This window comes from Microcystis sp. M109S1, from assembly GCF_020247025.1.
Taxonomy (GTDB): domain Bacteria; phylum Cyanobacteriota; class Cyanobacteriia; order Cyanobacteriales; family Microcystaceae; genus Microcystis.
Genome location: NZ_JADBRW010000210.1, coordinates 1 through 16,188 on the forward strand (window position 1 = coordinate 1; position 16,188 = coordinate 16,188).

At 45.7% G+C, this 16,188-nt stretch carries 18 protein-coding genes, 1 tRNA gene and 1 pseudogene; 11 read left to right on the top strand and 9 right to left on the bottom strand.

Annotated elements, in window-relative coordinates; genetic code table 11:
- The coding region (locus IM322_RS10610; protein ID WP_287676532.1) for a transposase at positions 1-114 on the top strand (114 nt) is incomplete at its 5' end.
- On the opposite strand, the gene IM322_RS10615 is transcribed toward IM322_RS10610, so the two are convergent.
- Positions 66-272 (bottom strand): hypothetical protein, encoded by a 207-nt coding sequence (locus IM322_RS10615; RefSeq protein WP_287677416.1) that lies wholly within the window; start codon positions 270-272, stop codon positions 66-68. The two genes, IM322_RS10610 and IM322_RS10615, sit on opposite strands and share 49 nt — an antisense overlap.
- 603 nt (positions 273-875) lie before the next feature.
- Positions 876-956, bottom strand: a tRNA-Leu gene (locus tag IM322_RS10620).
- 73 nt (positions 957-1,029) lie between these two features.
- On the opposite strand from IM322_RS10620, the gene lgt reads away from it, so the two are divergent.
- Positions 1,030-1,881, top strand: coding sequence for a prolipoprotein diacylglyceryl transferase (lgt, locus tag IM322_RS10625; RefSeq protein WP_287677413.1), 852 nt, complete (start codon positions 1,030-1,032; stop codon positions 1,879-1,881).
- A 12-nt stretch (positions 1,882-1,893) separates the two neighbouring features.
- Positions 1,894-2,844 (top strand): branched-chain amino acid ABC transporter permease, encoded by a 951-nt coding sequence (locus tag IM322_RS10630; RefSeq protein ID WP_002757675.1) that lies wholly within the window; start codon positions 1,894-1,896, stop codon positions 2,842-2,844.
- A 6-nt stretch (positions 2,845-2,850) separates the two neighbouring features.
- Here IM322_RS10630 and IM322_RS10635 read toward each other — a convergent pair whose 3' ends face one another.
- The 3 genes from IM322_RS10635 to IM322_RS10645 all read right to left on the bottom strand — a co-directional run bounded on the left by IM322_RS10635 (position 2,851) and on the right by IM322_RS10645 (position 5,306).
- A complete protein-coding gene (locus tag IM322_RS10635) occupies positions 2,851-3,849 on the bottom strand; it encodes a Gfo/Idh/MocA family protein (protein WP_287677412.1) in 999 nt (332 codons plus the stop codon).
- A 244-nt stretch (positions 3,850-4,093) separates the two neighbouring features.
- Positions 4,094-4,369, bottom strand: a complete 276-nt coding sequence (locus tag IM322_RS10640; RefSeq protein ID WP_002785575.1) for a hypothetical protein — start codon at positions 4,367-4,369, stop codon at positions 4,094-4,096.
- Between the two features lie 376 nt (positions 4,370-4,745).
- Complete coding sequence (locus tag IM322_RS10645) at positions 4,746-5,306, bottom strand: DciA family protein (RefSeq protein WP_287075830.1); 561 nt, start codon at positions 5,304-5,306, stop codon at positions 4,746-4,748.
- Between the two features lie 78 nt (positions 5,307-5,384).
- On the opposite strand from IM322_RS10645, the gene IM322_RS10650 reads away from it, so the two are divergent.
- From IM322_RS10650 to IM322_RS10660, 3 genes are all read left to right on the top strand, one after another.
- Positions 5,385-6,275 carry a hypothetical protein gene (locus IM322_RS10650; RefSeq protein ID WP_287677409.1) on the top strand — a complete coding sequence of 297 codons (891 nt, stop codon included), beginning with the start codon at positions 5,385-5,387 and terminating at the stop codon, positions 6,273-6,275.
- A 22-nt stretch (positions 6,276-6,297) separates the two neighbouring features.
- Positions 6,298-6,954 carry a PspA/IM30 family protein gene (locus tag IM322_RS10655; RefSeq protein ID WP_287677402.1) on the top strand — a complete coding sequence of 219 codons (657 nt, stop codon included), beginning with the start codon at positions 6,298-6,300 and terminating at the stop codon, positions 6,952-6,954.
- Between the two features lie 543 nt (positions 6,955-7,497).
- Complete coding sequence (locus tag IM322_RS10660) at positions 7,498-8,271, top strand: PspA/IM30 family protein (protein WP_287677399.1); 774 nt, start codon at positions 7,498-7,500, stop codon at positions 8,269-8,271.
- A gap of 471 nt (positions 8,272-8,742) precedes the next feature.
- Here IM322_RS10660 and IM322_RS10665 read toward each other — a convergent pair whose 3' ends face one another.
- Positions 8,743-8,982 (bottom strand): hypothetical protein, encoded by a 240-nt coding sequence (locus tag IM322_RS10665; RefSeq protein WP_147073243.1) that lies wholly within the window; start codon positions 8,980-8,982, stop codon positions 8,743-8,745.
- Between the two features lie 35 nt (positions 8,983-9,017).
- On the bottom strand, positions 9,018-9,242 hold the full coding sequence (locus IM322_RS10670; protein WP_287677396.1) for a hypothetical protein: 225 nt from the start codon (positions 9,240-9,242) through the stop codon (positions 9,018-9,020).
- Positions 9,243-9,742: 500 nt separating this feature from the next.
- Here IM322_RS10670 and IM322_RS10675 point away from each other — a divergent pair, with 500 nt between their 5' ends.
- The 3 genes from IM322_RS10675 to IM322_RS10685 all read left to right on the top strand — a co-directional run bounded on the left by IM322_RS10675 (position 9,743) and on the right by IM322_RS10685 (position 12,710).
- A complete protein-coding gene (locus IM322_RS10675; protein WP_287677393.1) occupies positions 9,743-10,891 on the top strand; it encodes a Re/Si-specific NAD(P)(+) transhydrogenase subunit alpha in 1,149 nt (382 codons plus the stop codon).
- A 116-nt stretch (positions 10,892-11,007) separates the two neighbouring features.
- A complete protein-coding gene (locus tag IM322_RS10680) occupies positions 11,008-11,304 on the top strand; it encodes an NAD(P) transhydrogenase subunit alpha part 2 (protein ID WP_002733247.1) in 297 nt (98 codons plus the stop codon).
- On the top strand, positions 11,301-12,710 hold the full coding sequence (locus IM322_RS10685; protein ID WP_286827408.1) for an NAD(P)(+) transhydrogenase (Re/Si-specific) subunit beta: 1,410 nt from the start codon (positions 11,301-11,303) through the stop codon (positions 12,708-12,710). The genes IM322_RS10680 and IM322_RS10685 overlap by 4 nt, the downstream gene beginning before the upstream one ends.
- Before the next feature lie 60 nt (positions 12,711-12,770).
- On the opposite strand, the gene IM322_RS10690 is transcribed toward IM322_RS10685, so the two are convergent.
- Positions 12,771-13,010, bottom strand: a complete 240-nt coding sequence (locus IM322_RS10690) for a hypothetical protein (RefSeq protein WP_002757689.1) — start codon at positions 13,008-13,010, stop codon at positions 12,771-12,773.
- A 543-nt stretch (positions 13,011-13,553) separates the two neighbouring features.
- Here IM322_RS10690 and IM322_RS10695 point away from each other — a divergent pair.
- Positions 13,554-15,029 carry a leucyl aminopeptidase gene (locus IM322_RS10695; RefSeq protein ID WP_287677390.1) on the top strand — a complete coding sequence of 492 codons (1,476 nt, stop codon included), beginning with the start codon at positions 13,554-13,556 and terminating at the stop codon, positions 15,027-15,029.
- Between the two features lie 168 nt (positions 15,030-15,197).
- On the opposite strand, the pseudogene IM322_RS10700 reads toward IM322_RS10695, so the two are convergent.
- Positions 15,198-15,404, bottom strand: a pseudogene (locus IM322_RS10700) (IS200/IS605 family transposase); the annotation flags it as partial.
- Positions 15,405-15,482: 78 nt separating this feature from the next.
- On the opposite strand from IM322_RS10700, the gene IM322_RS10705 reads away from it, so the two are divergent.
- On the top strand, positions 15,483-16,188 hold a 706-nt coding region (locus IM322_RS10705), incomplete at its 3' end, for an RNA-guided endonuclease InsQ/TnpB family protein (RefSeq protein ID WP_287713200.1).

Consider the following 16,188-nt stretch of genomic DNA (forward strand, 5'->3'; position numbering starts at 1 on the left):
GTGGTCGAGGGAATCAACAATAAACTTAAACTAATAAAACGGAGAGGCTATGGCTTTAGAAACTTTCAGAATTTTTGGGTTAGAAGTATGTTATCTTGGCATCTTGTCTGTTGATTTAGCATAAAGAGTAACGAAGAGCCACTATCTTCGGCCTCAAATCCTTCAAAACCTTCGCCTTCCATCCCGTCCCAAGCATCGAAGGCTCCCTCATCGCCAAAGGAGGAATTAGCGGCTAAATCCTCCATAACATCACTTTCAAAAGGCTGATCCATATAAGTACCTTCCTGAGCGCAAGTAGTCGCTAAAATGTCGATAAAATTAAGAACAATTTCGACGGAATTAGGTCAGACCTAACCTTGTCTGTCTTCTCGTATTCCACATCGAGAGCTAGAGTGGCATCTTGCTAAGGAGTATTCCGCCATCTAGCCCTCTATCACTATTTAGTATAGATTGTTCCTCTCCCTCTTACCAGTCACACGATCTAGGTCACTTATTTGGTGTAACTCATTTAAGGGACGTTGTACCAATTTTCAATAGTCGTGACTGACATCTGCAAGCGCAATTCTTCTCTCAGAGCGAAATTGCTCCTTAGAATGAATAACTAAGTCTGTCATTACTTTTGCAAAATGATATTAGACTTCCTGTAAAAAATTTAAAAACCTCTGGTTGAGTCAGCATTGTCCGAGTCAGCCGTCAAAAGGAAAAAATACAGATCAAAGAGTTTTTGAACTGACAGAAACCTTATTTATCGGACAAAATGCCTGAATTTACTAAACCGAGAAGTCTCCTCTCTCCTGAATCGGTAAGAAGTCTTTGTTTTGGGTCGTCGGTCGTCAATACCAAATTAGTTTACACTTCATCGACCCCAGGGTTAATGCGGATGGAGGGACTCGAACCCACACATCAAAGACACTAGAACCTAAATCTAGCGCGTCTACCAATTCCGCCACATCCGCAAATATGTCAGCATACCTCATCATAGCATAAGATACTATAGGAAAGATAAAATTTTTTATTCTTAATAATTTTATGCTCTTAGCTTTTGTCTTTCAGTCCCCCGGCCCGATCCTCTGGGAGATCGGACCGATTTCGGTGCGCTGGTATGGATTTCTCATCGCTATGGCGGTATTATTGGGTGTCACCCTCTCCCAGTACCTCGCCCAAAAAAGAGCGATCAATCCCGATTTAATCGCTGATTTGGCCATTTGGTTAGTAGTGGGGGCCATACCTGCAGCCCGTCTGTACTATGTTCTCTTTCAGTGGCAAGAATACGCGCAAAATCCTGCTGATATTATCGCCATTTGGAAGGGAGGTATCGCTATTCACGGGGCAATTATCGGGGGTTTGCTGGCGGCCCTAATCTTTGCCCGCATTAATCGGGTTTCTCTTTGGCAATTACTCGATCTGGTGGCACCTTCAGTTATTCTCGGTCAAGCGATCGGTCGTTGGGGTAACTTTTTTAATTCGGAAGCTTTTGGCAGTCCGACTAATTTACCTTGGAAGTTGTTTATTCCTCCGGCTAGTCGTCCTTTAGAATATATCGCCGTCGATTATTTTCACCCCACCTTTCTCTACGAATCTCTCTGGAATCTGGGAGTTTTTACCCTACTCATCTATCTATTTTTCTGGGGTTTAAAACACCCTGGTAAATTAAAAATTGGCACCCTTACCCTAGTCTATTTTATCGCCTACAGTCTAGGTAGATTCTGGATCGAGGGGCTACGCACCGATAGTTTAATGTTTGGGCCTCTAAAAATGGCGCAAATAATTAGTTTAGGAGCGATCGCTATCGGTATTTTCGGGTTATTCTGGTTATATAAACTGCAGCGTCCTTTACCGGATGTGGTGGCGACCGTCAGTTATAATCAAAAGTTACCCTAGCTAACCCTGACAATGGATCTAGTAACGATTTTTCAACAGGTTTTAAACGGTTTATCGATCGGTAGTGTCTATGCTATTTTTGCCCTCGGTTACACTTTGATTTTTTCCATTTTAGGGATTATCAATTTTGCCCATGGCGCAATTTTTACCCTCGGTGCCTATTTTACCTACGCTCTAGCGGGGGGAGTTTTCGGTTTTAATGGTTTATTGGCTAATGCCAAATTACCCTTTTCCTTACCCTTTTTTTTGGCACTCTTGCTAGGCTGTATCCTTTCAGGTTTCACCTCGGTTCTTCTGGAAAGATTGGCCTTTAAACCCCTCCGGGTACGGGGTTCCGATTCTCTCTTAACTCTGGTTTCTAGCCTAGGGGCAGCCGTGGTGATTGTCAATGTCATTCAATACTTATTCGGGGCAGAAATTTATACTTTTCCCGATGGGATTTATGGCAATCTTCCCCCCGCAATTAATTTTGGTACAGCCGATCGCCCCGTGGCAATTCGCACAATTCAGATTATTATTTTTCTGGTTTCAGCAGTGATGGTAGCTTTACTGACTTATTGGGTTAATTTCACCAAAATGGGCAAAGCTTTACAAGCGGTAGCTGAAGATGTCACCACTGCCAGTTTGTTGGGGATCAATCCCGAAAAATTTATCGTGATTACCTTTTTTATTAGTGGTGCCTTGGCAGGTTTAGCAGGAACTTTAGTCGGTTCTAGTGTTAGTATCGCTGGCCCCTATTTCGGTATTGCTTTCGGATTAAAAGGTTTAGGAGTGATTGTTTTAGGGGGATTGGGAAGTATCCCCGGAGCGGTAATCGGTGGTTTATTATTGGGTATTGCCGAAGCTTTTGTTCCCGCAGAATATTCCGGTTATCGAGAGGCGATCGCTTTTGCTATTCTCTTTATTATGTTGTTAGTTCGTCCCCAGGGTTTACTAGGCAGAAAGTTAATTCAAAAAGTTTAAGTCGGTTTAATTAGCCGAGAGAAAAACTGTTTTTCCCGACAAGGAAGATTGATAGGCAGCATAGGCCACTTCTAGGGCATAAAGACTGGCTTGGGGAGTAACATAGAGAGGAACCCGATCGAACAGATAATCTAGTACCATGGCGGTATCTTTGGCAAAAAGACCGCGACGGGTTTCCGCTTCTAAAGCTTGGCTACCTTCACTATTAATTAACTGCCCTGTTTCCCCTTCAAAAATTAAGCTGCCCCCCTCGCCATGAATAGTGAAAGTTCGCTCATTTTGCCAAAAAACGTCCCCTTTACCGTAGGTAACTTCAGCAATTAAGCCATTTTTAAATAATAACTGCGCCTCACACAAACAGGCCAGAAAATAATCGGATTCCGGGGCATTCCAATAACGACAATGACAGGATACGGACTCCACTTCTCCAAATAAATTAGTAAAGCGATGGATACGAGAAAGGGCAGCGATCAAAGGAAAACCGAATAAATCCCGATGAAATGTCCAGCGCCGGGGTGCCGGTCTGCCGGGGGCGATCGTGGTATAACGGGCTAGGTGGATATTGCCGAGGGTGGCTAAATACTGCTGTTGGGTTTGATGCAGTCCCCCCAAAAGTTCAATATGTTCGACGTGCAGTAATTTGTTCTCGGTTTCGGCTAAGGTGATTAATTCTGCTGCCGCTGCCGGGTGGAAAGCCAGGGGATACTCGACGATAACGTGCTTACCGGATTTTAAGGCAGTACGGGCGATCGAGGCATGGGCCTGATTAACGTTGGCAACGACAATCAGATCGACATCGGGATGGCTGGCCAGGCTTACTGCCGAATCTAGGGCAGAAATTTGGTATTTTTGCGAGAAATTAGCGATCGATTCGGCACTATTACCGCTAACATACAAAAGCTGGGCGCGATCATCCGCTTGCAAGCTTTCAGCGCGACGTTGAGCGGCGAACCCCGTCCCAACTATACCAATTTTCAGGGGATGATTAGAAGTCATCGGGGGCATTCTGGCGACATTAATTATCGGGAAGTGGGGTGTGGGGTGTGGGGTGTGGGGTGCGGGGGAGAATAAATAAAAATAATCTCCTGACTCCTGACTCCTGCCGACTGCCTCTCGCCTTTTCCAGCTTTATCTTGGCAATTAACCTATCTATTATCTCAAAAATAGCACTCTAAAAGATGTGGGAGGGTGAATTCAAATTTTGAATGGGCAACGCCAATTTTTTGCTCCTGTTTAGGCCCCAGATCTTCTAAACCGCGATCGGTTGTCGGGGAGCATGACGACGAGGGGAAACCACCACGGGAGTTGGCGACACTGCACAGGTTAATTCTAGAGACTGTTCTAAACTAACCACCCGATTGAGTTGTTGCCATTCAGTGCTAAAAGGAGGCATCGCTAGAGCGCAGGCTTTCCAATGAGCTTCGACGGGAACATCTAGTTGTTGACAAGTGCCACCGCGCCGACCTTGGGTTTGATAGTATCGGCAGTATCGACAGGAAGAGGTAAGAAAGTTTGCGGCTTGCATGGTTTGGCTTTAAAAGGAAGATGATTATAAGGAACTCAAGGGATGACTCTCTTTTCGCTCTGTGTAATATTGTCCTACCCTGTGCCAAGGGTATTTTCCTGACTACCACAGCTAGAACTGATATGCCATATAGTTTTTAGTGATCCCCAAAAAAAATTTTATTTTTAGAATCTTTTAATAGTTACTTTGCAAAAAGCAGCACTGTCTCAAAACTGAAGATTTCAACTCAGTTGTGGCCGAGGTTATTGGGTCTAGTATCAGCAATAACAGAACGGGGATCAAGCCTTAGCTCGATAGAATTGATGAATACAGGTTCAATTAAGACAGAAAAGATCGGCCAATTGATTCCTGACTCAAAACCACTCTTTCCACAATACTATAAAAAAATTGAATCTTTTACCCCGCCCGACTGGGCAAAACAAAAAGCACAACATTGCCAACGCTCAAGCTCTCCGGAGGGAGTGGGAGACTGACAACGAGGGCAAATTGGCCAGGATCGGGTTCTATGACGTATTTTCTGGCTCCAAGTCTCTAAAATGTCCGGTTGCTGGGGATTTTCTGGCGGTTTTTCCGGGGTGACATAGCTAGGATGATCTCTGAGGGAATTAGGCGCGATCGCTTCTAGCGGAATTAACTGACTATCCTGCTGCCAACGGGCAGCAGAAAAGCGGATATCGCTCAAGGGAGTCTCTAACTGACTATTAAGCCGTTTTAATAAGCTATAGCGTTGTAAAGACAATTCCTGTGCTAAAGCGGCGCTACTGGTAGCCACCGATAAAACCCCGCGACTCAGGGAAAAAGGCCGGGTTTGCTCAAGCAGACGGGGATTAATAATTTTTGGCCACAATTGCAGCACTTGATCATAGTGGCGATATTCTTCCCAACCCGCCTGTTGAGTAATAACCGCCAAAATTTTGTCAAGAGAATGTAAAGACATAGGGAAAATCTAGGGAATACCACGTTAGACTAGGACGAAAAAACCCCCTAACTTTTCAGCATAACCTTTAATACCCTCATGAAATCCGATCGATCCCCATCCCCCCAAGATTCCCCTCTCTCGATCGTCCATCAACCCAGTTCGGCCATCGATCCCGCTCGGGAACCAGAATACCTAGAAGCTGCTGTCATTAACGTCTATCCCCAAGCTGAAGATGTCTTTTTTACCCCTTGGGGTATCCGGGCAATGGTGATCTTTTTAATTGCTAATAGTCTCCTGAGTCTCAATCAATGGTTAACCAATACTACCCCCACCCAGACGAAAGCTGAGAATTCCCCCCTCGAGCAGCGCCAAAATAACTCCCGCCACCTCGATCGATTGATAGCGATCGCTCGTCCAGTACAGAAAACTCCTCAAACCAGTCCGATCGTTAATATTCCCGCTCCTCCCCTTAAAACCAGCCCGATAACTAATATTACCGCCCCACCAGTGGTTCAGAGTCCCCCCACCGCTATCAATCTGACTAATGCCCTCTTACCCCCGAATCCGCCACCGTCCCCAATGCCGGCCCATCAATTACCCGTCAGTAAGATCAAGCAATCTTTACCCGTCGCCCCCCCGGACCCCAGTACCCCTCCAGCATCTTCCCTAGTTTCCGCACCACCACCGCCACCGCCCCAAGTCACCCCCGCCCCCTCGACCGCGATCATTAACGAACGAATGTTGGAGGAATTGCGCCAAAGGGAAGAATCACCCGCTAATTTACCCTTTTTTCAACGGGAAAAAGCCCGTCGCTTGGCCAATCAAAACCGACAGGATGCCACGGAGTTAATGAAACAGTTACCGCCAGAATTACAAGCATCCCCTTCTCCCAGTAGTCCGGCACCTTCAGAAACAGCCGATCCCTCCCAGTCCCCCGTCCCTAGTTCTATCATTATTGATAGGAGCGGCACTTCGGTAAACTATTAGGGTTCCTATCGGGAGGACGGCAATGGGTTTGTTTGAGCGCATGGGCCAAGCAATTCGCGCCCAAGTCAATAGTCTGATTCAGGAAAATCAAGATCCAGAAAAACTACTGGAAAAGGCGATCTTGGAGATGGAAGGGGAATTGATGCAAATGCGACAAGCCCTGGCGGCAGCCGTCGCTACCCAGAAACGCACCGAGCGCCAACGACAACAACAGGAAAAAGCAGCCCAAACTTGGCACGAACGCGCCCAATTAGCCCTAAATCACGGTAACGAGGAACTCGCCCGCCAAGCTCTCAGCCAATGGCAAACCTATCAAAGTCAGATCGCCCCCCTACAAACCTCCCTGCAACAACAAACGGCTATTATACAAAAGTTAAAGAAAGAACTCTTGACAATTGAACGCAAATATGCTGAGATGAAAGCACAGAAAAGCCTTTATGTGGCCAGATTGCGATCAGCGAGTGCCAGTCAAAAAGCCCAAGAAATCATGGGCAGTTTGAACAGCAGTCAGATGGGGACTATTTTCGAGAAATTAGAAGCAAAAGTCTTAGAAGCCGAATCCCAAGCCGATTTAATCCAGTATAAAGACCCCTTAGAGCGACAATTCCAAGATTTGGAGGGACAAAAACAAATTGAAGCCGAATTACTCAAGTTAAAACAAGAAAACTTGGATGGGTAATGTGGGAAGTGGGAAGTATTTTCAGTGAACAGTGAACAGTAAACAGTAATCAGTGAACTGAAAACTCACATCTGACTCATGAATACTGACTGCTGATTGCTTCTATAGTTGATCAGAAATTTGGGTTGAAAACCCCGTCCTTTTTGGATGGCCTTGTGCTAAAATACCCACAGGTGGTTCCGACCGTGAGAACGTGAGGAAACAGGTTAAACCTCCTACTCCGTGATCTCAAAATTTCTAACAGTCAATGGTGTTTAATTAAGTCCAAACTGTCAGAACGCAAAACAATTAAATACTGTGGGACACACAGAAATTTACGCTTGGGGAGTAGTCTTTAAGAGTGCTTGCCTTATAGGTGTAGTCGGACTAGATATGAAACTGTAAGTCCAAAGCTAACATAGTTAGTAGAGGCTGGATTCAGCCCAAGAATCTCCGCACTTTTAGGGCGGAGATTGTCAAATTGGAAAATAAGCCGTTAGGCAACATGGGAAATTTTAAGAACAGTTAACTGATTTAGTACACACCGAGAGGAACAAGAGCGTCATGAGTTTATTCGATCGCCTTAGCCGAGTTGTCCGAGCTAACCTCAATGATATGGTGAGCAAGGCTGAAGATCCAGAAAAAATGCTGGAGCAAGCTGTCAGTGATATGCAAGAGGATCTAGTACAGGTACGTCAAGCGGTCGCTAGAGCGATCGCCGAACAACGACAAACAGAACAAAAATACATCAAAGACCAGTCAGAAGCCAATAAATGGGAACAAAGAGCCAAATTAGCCCTTTCTAAAGGGGATGAAACTCTCGCCCGGGAAGCTCTTAAACGCAAGAAAGATTTCACGGAAACCGCCGCCATTCTCAAAAATCAACTGGATCAGCAAACGGTACAGGTAGAAAGTCTGAGAAAAAACTTGATTGCGCTCGAAAGTAAGATTTCTGAGGCAAAAACCAAGAAAAATATGTTAGTAGCTCGCTCCAGAGCCGCAAAAGCTAACGAAGAACTCCAAAAAACCCTCGGCAGTATCGATACCAGTAGTTCCATGTCCGCTTTTGAGCGCATGGAAGAAAAAGTTGTGCAGATAGAGGCCCGTAGTCAAGCTTACGGTGAATTGGGTGGCATCGGCATCGAAAATCAATTCGCTGCACTAGAATCGGGTAGCGATGTGGAGGATGAATTGGCACTGCTAAAAGCAGGAATGTCCGGGGGAGCATTACCCGGTACAGCTTCTAGTCAACCCACTTTACCCCAAGCAACCACCGTCAGGGATTCAGCAGTAGATGCAGAATTAGAGGAATTGCGATCGAAGTTAAAAGAACTGTAAAACTTTGAGCGCATCGAGACGTATCATCTATGGTACGTCTCTATTTATTAATACTAAATCCGTTGAGTATAGGCTAGTTATGAGGAGAGGCACTCATGCAAGAGGCACTCATGCAAAGGGGAAAATAAATAATCAGTTTTTAATAACCGGATTTAGTATAATTTTGCTGTTCAGATAGGAAATATTAATTGCTAGTCATAATTAACCATCACTATTATGCAGGATAATTTATCTAATTTACGTTCCTCAATTATCGAAGTAATTGCCTTTGATAACTGATAACTGATAACTGATAACTGAGAGGTGCAACCCTGGAAGTTCTCAGATGCTCTATTAAAGATCAAGAAAAGCCGTCGTAAAACGACGGGGTTTTAACCCAAATTTTCGATAAAGAAAAAACATCCCCCATCTTTTGCGGGTAAAGTGGCGATCAACTGTCATTGATCGCCCCTAACCTGAATTTTCACTCGTTTAAGGGTTTGGTTGATCTGGGTCAGAAAGTCGGTGTTTGTTGGCTTCTTCAATGGCTCTCCTTACTTTTTCTCCTCTTCTTTCCGCTTCTCTTACTTGTTGCTCTAATTCTGGAAAGCTATTTTGAGAAGAAATGCTGATAACATTTCGACCTGCTTCTACGGCTAAAAATCCCAGTCCCAAAATCAAGGCAATTCGGACGATAATGCTGTCAATTTTTCGTTTTTCGTTGTCGTTCATAGTTTTAGGCAAATTCTAAAGTATTGACTAAAAATTTAATCAGAGCAATCTTTTCTGGATCGGGCAATTGAGCGGCGACTCGGAATAATACCCGCTGCTTTTGCCTTCTCTAATTCTAAAACCGATTCTACATCTTCTAATTGGGCGGTTAATTCTGCGAGGCTAATATTCAAAAATTTAGCAATTTTGCCAATATTCTCGCGTTCTGGGCAAGAATACCTGCGAAAACAGGTTCCCAATGCCTGAGTCGGTAGAGCCATCGCTCTGGCTAATTCCGATCTGAAAGAGTGGTTAGCTGCGTTGGTACGGCTAAAAGCACAAATGTTACTGGGTAAAACTGCCCATCCACCCACCGTCAGGGATTCAGCAGTAGATGCAGAATTAGAGGAATTGCGATCGAAGTTAAAAGAACTCTAAAACTTTGAGATTGTCGGGACGTATTACAGCCTTTCTCATCAATATGAAGTATAACTTAATCTGGTATCTACGACCGAAGACCGGCTACTGTTAACCGTTTCGGCGTTCCCCAACTACCTCATCACTAGGTAAAAATCCCCAAGCAATGCCGCTCAAAACCCTTTAATTCTGAAGATAATCCTAAGATTTACCCCGAAAAAGAGCCAGAAAGGTGAGGATAGCTAGGATGGAAGTGAAAAGCAATTTTGACTCGAAATTATCCCAAGGGATCGATCGCATTTAACGAAACCCTTACCCTAACAGCATAGGACAAGAGAAGGACTTATTAAGGAGAAACCCAGCCATGAAAATCGGCATAATCAAAGAAAGTGACCAAGGCGAGGCGCGGGTGGCGCTAGTGCCAGATACCGTTGCCCGTTTAGTCAAGGCGGGATTTGAGGTAATTGTCCAAAATACGGCGGGAATTAGCGCTAACTTTGCCGATAGTGCCTATAGTGCCGTGGGAGCCGCCCTGAGCGAAAACAGCGAATATATCTATGAAACTGCCGATATTATTCTCAAAGTCGCCCCTCCTAGCGATAGCGAGATCGATCGCCTGAAAAATGGTGGTATCCTCATCGGCTTTCTCGATCCCCTGCGTCAGCCCCGGCGCATTGCCAAATTAGCCGAGCGCGGGATTACAGCTTTGAGCATGGAATTAATTCCCCGCAGTAGTCGCGCCCAGAGCATGGATGCCCTCTCCTCTCAGGCTAACCTCGCCGGTTACAAAGCAGTACTCCTCGCCGCAGTTGGGCTGCCGAAAATGTTCCCGATGATGACTACCGCCGCCGGTACGATCGCCCCAGCCAAAGTGCTGGTATTGGGGGCAGGAGTTGCCGGATTGCAAGCTTGCGCTACCGCCCGCCGTTTGGGGGCAGTGGTGGAGGCTTTTGATATTCGTCCCCAAGTCAAAGAAGAAGTGCAGAGTGTCGGGGCGAAATTTATTGAAATGCCCCTAGAAGAAGATACCGTCGCCGATAACGGTTACGCCAAAGAGGTTTCTCTTAGCACACAGGAGCGCATTTGTCAAGCCCTAACGGAACCAATTAAGCGAGCCGATGTGGTGATCACCACCGCCCAAGTACCGGGGAAACAGGCCCCGCTGCTAGTCACCAAAGAAATGATCGCCACCATGAAACCGGGGTCGGTAATCGTTGATTTAGCGGCGGAACAGGGCGGAAATTGCGCCTACACCCAACCGGGACGAGAAATCATCGTTAATGGGGTCAAAATCGTCGGAGCCGTTAATCTTCCTGCCACAGTGGCCACCAATGCCAGCCAGATGTACGCCAAAAACCTGCAAATGCTGCTACAACTTCTAGTCAGCAAAGACGGCAGTTTAAACCTCGATTTTGCCGATGACATCATTGATAGCGCCTGTGTCACCCACGCCGGCGAAATCCGCAACCAACGCATTAAATCCGCCCTCAGTGAACAGTTATCGGCTTTTTAGCTATCAGCTTTTTCTCCCTATCCCCCATCCCCTATCCCCCATCCCCTATCCCCTATCCCCCATCCCCTATCCCCTAACCCCCAACCCCCATCCCCTATCCCCTTTTTACTTAACCAATGACTGCCCAACTTTTAACCGCTTTAGTGGTATTTGTCCTCGCTTCCTTTGTCGGTTTCGAGGTGATCAATAAAGTTCCTCCCACTCTCCATACACCCCTGATGTCGGGAGCGAATGCAATTTCCGGTATCGCCGTTGTCGGTGCGCTCCTCATCGCCGGAGGCACGGATTGGCACGAATTAACCGTAATTTTAGGGTTAATTGCCGTTATTTTGGCGATGGTTAACGTGGTCGGTGGTTTTGTCGTTACCGATCGAATGCTGCAAATGTTCAAGAAAAAAGAGGCTAAATCATGAATAATGCCCTTACCACAGGGATCGAGTTATCCTATCTACTCGCCGCCATCTTATTTATCATCGGTCTTAAACAATTATCTTCCCCCGCTACCGCCCGTCAAGGCAATTTTCTGGCCGCCATCGGGATGCTAATCGCCATTATTGCCACCTTAATCAATCAAGAAATCCTCAGCTATGGTTTAATCGCCGTGGCGCTGGTGATTGGCTCGATTATCGGCTTAGTTTCGGCGCAAAAAGTCCCGATGACAGCTATGCCCCAAATGGTGGGGATTTTTAACGGTTTAGGCGGCGCGGCTAGTGCTTTAATTGCCATTGGCGAATACTGGCGTTTACTGCAAAGTGGTGAAAATATTGCCTTTGACTCGATACTGATCGCTATTTTGGGTGTATTGATCGGTGGTGTCACTTTTACCGGTAGTGTCCTCGCTTTTGCCAAATTACAGGAATTAATCACTGGCGCGCCCGTAACTTTTCCTTTCCAACAACCCTTTAACATTCTCTTGCTACTCACCTTTTTAGGGGGTAGTGTCTATCTCTTTTTCGATCCCACCTCGATCGATGTTTTCCTGACCTTGGTGGTACTTTCCCTAATTTTTGGGGCTTTATTCGTGCTTCCCATCGGCGGCGGCGATATGCCCGTGGTTATCTCCCTCTTAAACTCTTTTTCGGGGATTGCCGCTAGTGTAGTCGGTTTTATCCTGATGAATAGTATGCTGATCATCGCCGGTGCTTTGGTGGGTGCGTCGGGGATTATCCTGACTCAGATCATGTGTAAAGCCATGAATCGATCGCTGGCTAGTGTACTATTTGGGGCATTTGGTACAGGTGCTAGTGCCGGGGGCAAAGCGAGTGCCACTTCTAGCCTTGATAAATCGGTTCATGCCATCGATTCAGAAGAAGGGGCAATGATGCTCGGTTATGCGCGTTCTGTGGTGATTGTACCCGGTTACGGCATGGCAGTGGCCCAAGCACAACACGCGGTGCGAGAATTGGCTGAACAGTTGGAAAAAAATGGCGTTGAGGTTAAATATGCTATTCACCCCGTGGCGGGAAGAATGCCCGGTCACATGAATGTATTACTGGCCGAAGCTAATGTTCCCTATCCGCAACTCTACGATATGGATGATATTAATCCTGAGTTTGAGCGCGTCGATGTGGCGTTAATTATTGGGGCGAATGATGTGGTTAATCCCGCTGCCCGTCACGATAAAGCTAGTCCGATTTATGGAATGCCGATTCTCGACGTGGATAAGGCACAGCACACGATCGTGATTAAGCGCAGTATGCGATCGGGTTTTGCCGGGGTAGAAAACGAATTATTCTACAATCCCAAAACCTTTATGCTCTTTGGTAGCGCTCAAGATGTGGTCGCACAATTAGTATCACAAGTCAAGGATTTGTCATAATTCTTGACAAATAGGACGGGGTGAAAACCCCGTCTTTTTTTTGATCCGATTTTCCAGAGTTTAAAGATAATCGAGAACTAATTCCCCTTTGCTCACTTTTTCGGTAATTAAAGTTCTGACTAACTCTAATTCTTCTAGGGTCACTTTACCATCAGACCTCATAGCTAGGGCGATTCTTTCCCTTTCCCCTTGAGTGATCACGCCATCAACACTAGCCTGTTCGATAATAGCTCGCAACTTTTCTAGTTCCTGTTGTTCTTCTGCGGTTAATTCTGCTTGATTAGGACGAGATATTTCCATAAAAATTTCTCCTTGAGCGATCAATACAAACTTGATAATTTTTTTCTAAGTAGTAGAATACATGGCAGTTATCCCCAGTCAGGATCAGGAATCAGGAACAATGCCTAATCAGTTTACACTTCATATTTCCTCGGAAACCCTCTCAACAAATACATTCGTATTAAGAAACATTAATAAAGCTGAGAGCCTTGACTATTGCCTCTGGGTTATTCCCTTGCCTCACGGTTAACTTTAATTTTGCTCGACCACTTAGAGTTAGCGAATACATTATAGCAGTTATCTTAATGGCGAGAGAAACTCCGTAGTATACGATCACATCGACAATTTCTAGGTTCGATTTCCTAGCTTGCCAACCGCTAACTATTTATCTAGTGATTTGAAAAGAGAGGGTCTTGATCCCGACATTTTTAGATATTGATTTTGGCTAGACCTTGATTCTTGGCAGGGAGCCACTAAACCTGAATAGATGATCGATGATAACTGATAGAGCTTACAGTATAGTGATTAATAGAAGCATTTTGCAAAGAATTATCGAGATAAAGAATGGATATTCGATCGACTGACACCTCGCTCCTTACTTGGACAGGAGATACTTTAGCCCTAGGTTTACCAGAAGGAGCCATCGAGATTGCAGGAGAATTGGCAGAATTAAACGATAAACTAGGGGGAAACCTAGGGGATCTCATCTCCGAGACGGAATTCGAGGGAAAATTAGGCAGCAGTGGGGCGACTCGTCTAGGTGGTGGAGGTCCGATTCGCAAATTAATCCTGGTGGGATTGGGAAAAACTGCCGATTTCGACCTGCAAACCCTGCGTCTAGCGGCCGCCGCCATCGCTCGTCTGGCCAAACAACAAAAAACCCAAGCTCTGGCCATCAGTTTACCGGTAGTTGGTGATCAGTCCGCCACTGCCGGAGCAATCACGGAAGGGCTGCTGCTGGCCACTCATCAGGATACCCGCTTCAAGTCCACTAAGGAGGAAAAAGGAGCCAAATTAGCAACCGTCGAGTTATTGGGTTTAGGAGAGCAAGCATCGGCGATCGCCAAAGCCGAGCAAATCTGTTCTGGAGTGATTCTGGCCAGAGAATTAGTCAATGCTCCCGCTAACACCGTCACCCCCCTGACCATGGCAGCCACCGCCGAGCAAATTGCCGCCGAATACGGATTAAGTCTCAAAATTCTGGAACAGGAAGAATGCGAAAGCTTGGGCATGGGAGCATTCTTAGGAGTAGCCAAAGCCTCGGATATTCCCCCGAAATTCCTTCATTTAATCTATAAACCCCAAGGAACCCCGAAACGTAAACTAGCAATCGTCGGCAAAAGTTTAACCTTTGATTCCGGCGGTTTGAATATTAAAGGGGCCGGCAGTGGCATCGAAACCATGAAAATGGATATGGGGGGTGGTGCCGCCACCCTAGGCGCAGCCAAGGCGATCGCCCAATTACAGCCAGAAGTGGAAGTACACTTTATCTGTCCGGCTACAGAAAATATGATTAGTGGTCGCGCTATGCACCCCGGGGACATTTTAACCGCTTCTAATGGCAAAACTATTGAAGTCAATAACACCGATGCCGAGGGACGATTAACCCTAGCCGATGGCTTGGTTTTTGCGGAAAAATTAGAGGTGGATGCGATCGTCGATCTAGCCACTTTAACCGGGGCCTGTGTCATCGCTTTGGGGGACGATATCGCCGGTTTATGGAGTAGCGATGAGAGTCTCACTGTTCAACTCCAAGAGGCCGCTAAATTAGCCGGCGAAAAATTCTGGCCAATGCCCCTAGAAGAAAAATATTTCGAGGGGATGAAGTCTCAAATTGCCGATATGAAAAACACCGGCCCGCGCCCCGGCGGTTCCATTACAGCCGCTTTATTTTTGAAGCAATTCATTAATAATACTCCCTGGCTCCACCTAGATATCGCAGGACCGGTCTGGTCCGATAAAGAAAATGGCGTTAATAATTCCGGGGCCACCGGTTTTCCCGTCCGCACTCTAGTTAATTGGGTAATGGCCAATAATTAAGTTATCGGTGATCGGTAAGCGGTATTAGGTGAGGAGTATTTTCACTGTTTACTGTTTACCGATCCCTGAAAAATCTGCCCCACCCCTCACCCCTATCTCAAGGTCGCGAGAGGACTCCCGTTAAACTGCGTAGCGGTTAACGGGAGATGAATCGCGACCAGAATGAAACTAACGCAGTAGCCTTTCCACTTTTGGGGAGTTTTGGTTCTCGACGTATTTTTTTAGTTGTTCGACAGTAACGTCGCCACAACTAGCCACGAAATAAGCTCCCGCCCAAAAATAGGGTTTGTTGTCGAAATACTTTGCCGCCAAATCCGGAAATTCTTGTCTAATTAAGCGACTACTAACTGTTTTAAGGTTAGCGATTAGTTTGGTCCATGATTGTAATTAGTTGATATACTAGGCAGTAAGTGTTACAATTTAACTATACATCACATCACGAAACTAACGACAGTGATAACGCTTACCTACCAGTACAAACTAAAGGTAAACAAGAAACAGGAACGAGAGATTGTCCACATTCTTGATGTTTGTAAGAGCGTTTATAATTACGCGCTCTCGGAACGGAAAGATTGGTTAAACTCTCGAAAGTGTCTTGCGGATCGCTGTTCGCTAGTTTCTGAGTACATAATTCCTGCGGATCAACCCTATCCAAATTACTTCGTTCAAGCTAAAAATCTAACGGAAGCTAAAAAAGTTTACCCGATATTAAAGACGGTTAACGCTCAAGTCTTACAGCAAGTTTTAAAAACTGTAGATAAAGCGTTTGACCACATGAAATCGAAAGGCTTCGGCTTTCCTAGATTTAAGAAAAAGATGCGAAGTTTTGTTTTCCCCGCGCTCTCGAAAAATTTTCTAGGTGACGAATACTTAAATTTTCCACAATTGGGAAAAATTCGGATTAGGAAATCTAGGGAGTACCCGTCTGGGTTTGAGCCTAAACAAGCTCGAATTATCCAAGAAGCGTCGGGATTTTACGTTTCGGTTTCCTTCCAATCTACGGAATTAGTTCCCGATCTGACAGTAGGGAAGACCTGTTTAGGAATTGACGCGGGAATTGAAAGTTTTGTGGCTACTTCACGGGGAGATTTAATCAAAGCCCCTCGATTTTTGTTGAAAGTACAGAGTAAGCTTAAATTGCTACAAAGACGCTTGAAAC

Coding starts and splice junctions, on each gene's coding strand:
- IM322_RS10615 (WP_287677416.1), bottom strand. CDS start 272: ATGGATCAGCCTTTTGAAAGTGATGTTATGGAGGATTTAGCCGCTAAT.
- lgt (WP_287677413.1), top strand. CDS start 1,030: ATGCTCTTAGCTTTTGTCTTTCAGTCCCCCGGCCCGATCCTCTGGGAG.
- IM322_RS10630 (WP_002757675.1), top strand. CDS start 1,894: ATGGATCTAGTAACGATTTTTCAACAGGTTTTAAACGGTTTATCGATC.
- IM322_RS10635 (WP_287677412.1), bottom strand. CDS start 3,849: ATGCCCCCGATGACTTCTAATCATCCCCTGAAAATTGGTATAGTTGGG.
- IM322_RS10640 (WP_002785575.1), bottom strand. CDS start 4,369: ATGCAAGCCGCAAACTTTCTTACCTCTTCCTGTCGATACTGCCGATAC.
- IM322_RS10645 (WP_287075830.1), bottom strand. CDS start 5,306: ATGTCTTTACATTCTCTTGACAAAATTTTGGCGGTTATTACTCAACAG.
- IM322_RS10650 (WP_287677409.1), top strand. CDS start 5,385: ATGAAATCCGATCGATCCCCATCCCCCCAAGATTCCCCTCTCTCGATC.
- IM322_RS10655 (WP_287677402.1), top strand. CDS start 6,298: ATGGGTTTGTTTGAGCGCATGGGCCAAGCAATTCGCGCCCAAGTCAAT.
- IM322_RS10660 (WP_287677399.1), top strand. CDS start 7,498: ATGAGTTTATTCGATCGCCTTAGCCGAGTTGTCCGAGCTAACCTCAAT.
- IM322_RS10665 (WP_147073243.1), bottom strand. CDS start 8,982: ATGAACGACAACGAAAAACGAAAAATTGACAGCATTATCGTCCGAATT.
- IM322_RS10670 (WP_287677396.1), bottom strand. CDS start 9,242: ATGGCTCTACCGACTCAGGCATTGGGAACCTGTTTTCGCAGGTATTCT.
- IM322_RS10675 (WP_287677393.1), top strand. CDS start 9,743: ATGAAAATCGGCATAATCAAAGAAAGTGACCAAGGCGAGGCGCGGGTG.
- IM322_RS10680 (WP_002733247.1), top strand. CDS start 11,008: ATGACTGCCCAACTTTTAACCGCTTTAGTGGTATTTGTCCTCGCTTCC.
- IM322_RS10685 (WP_286827408.1), top strand. CDS start 11,301: ATGAATAATGCCCTTACCACAGGGATCGAGTTATCCTATCTACTCGCC.
- IM322_RS10690 (WP_002757689.1), bottom strand. CDS start 13,010: ATGGAAATATCTCGTCCTAATCAAGCAGAATTAACCGCAGAAGAACAA.
- IM322_RS10695 (WP_287677390.1), top strand. CDS start 13,554: ATGGATATTCGATCGACTGACACCTCGCTCCTTACTTGGACAGGAGAT.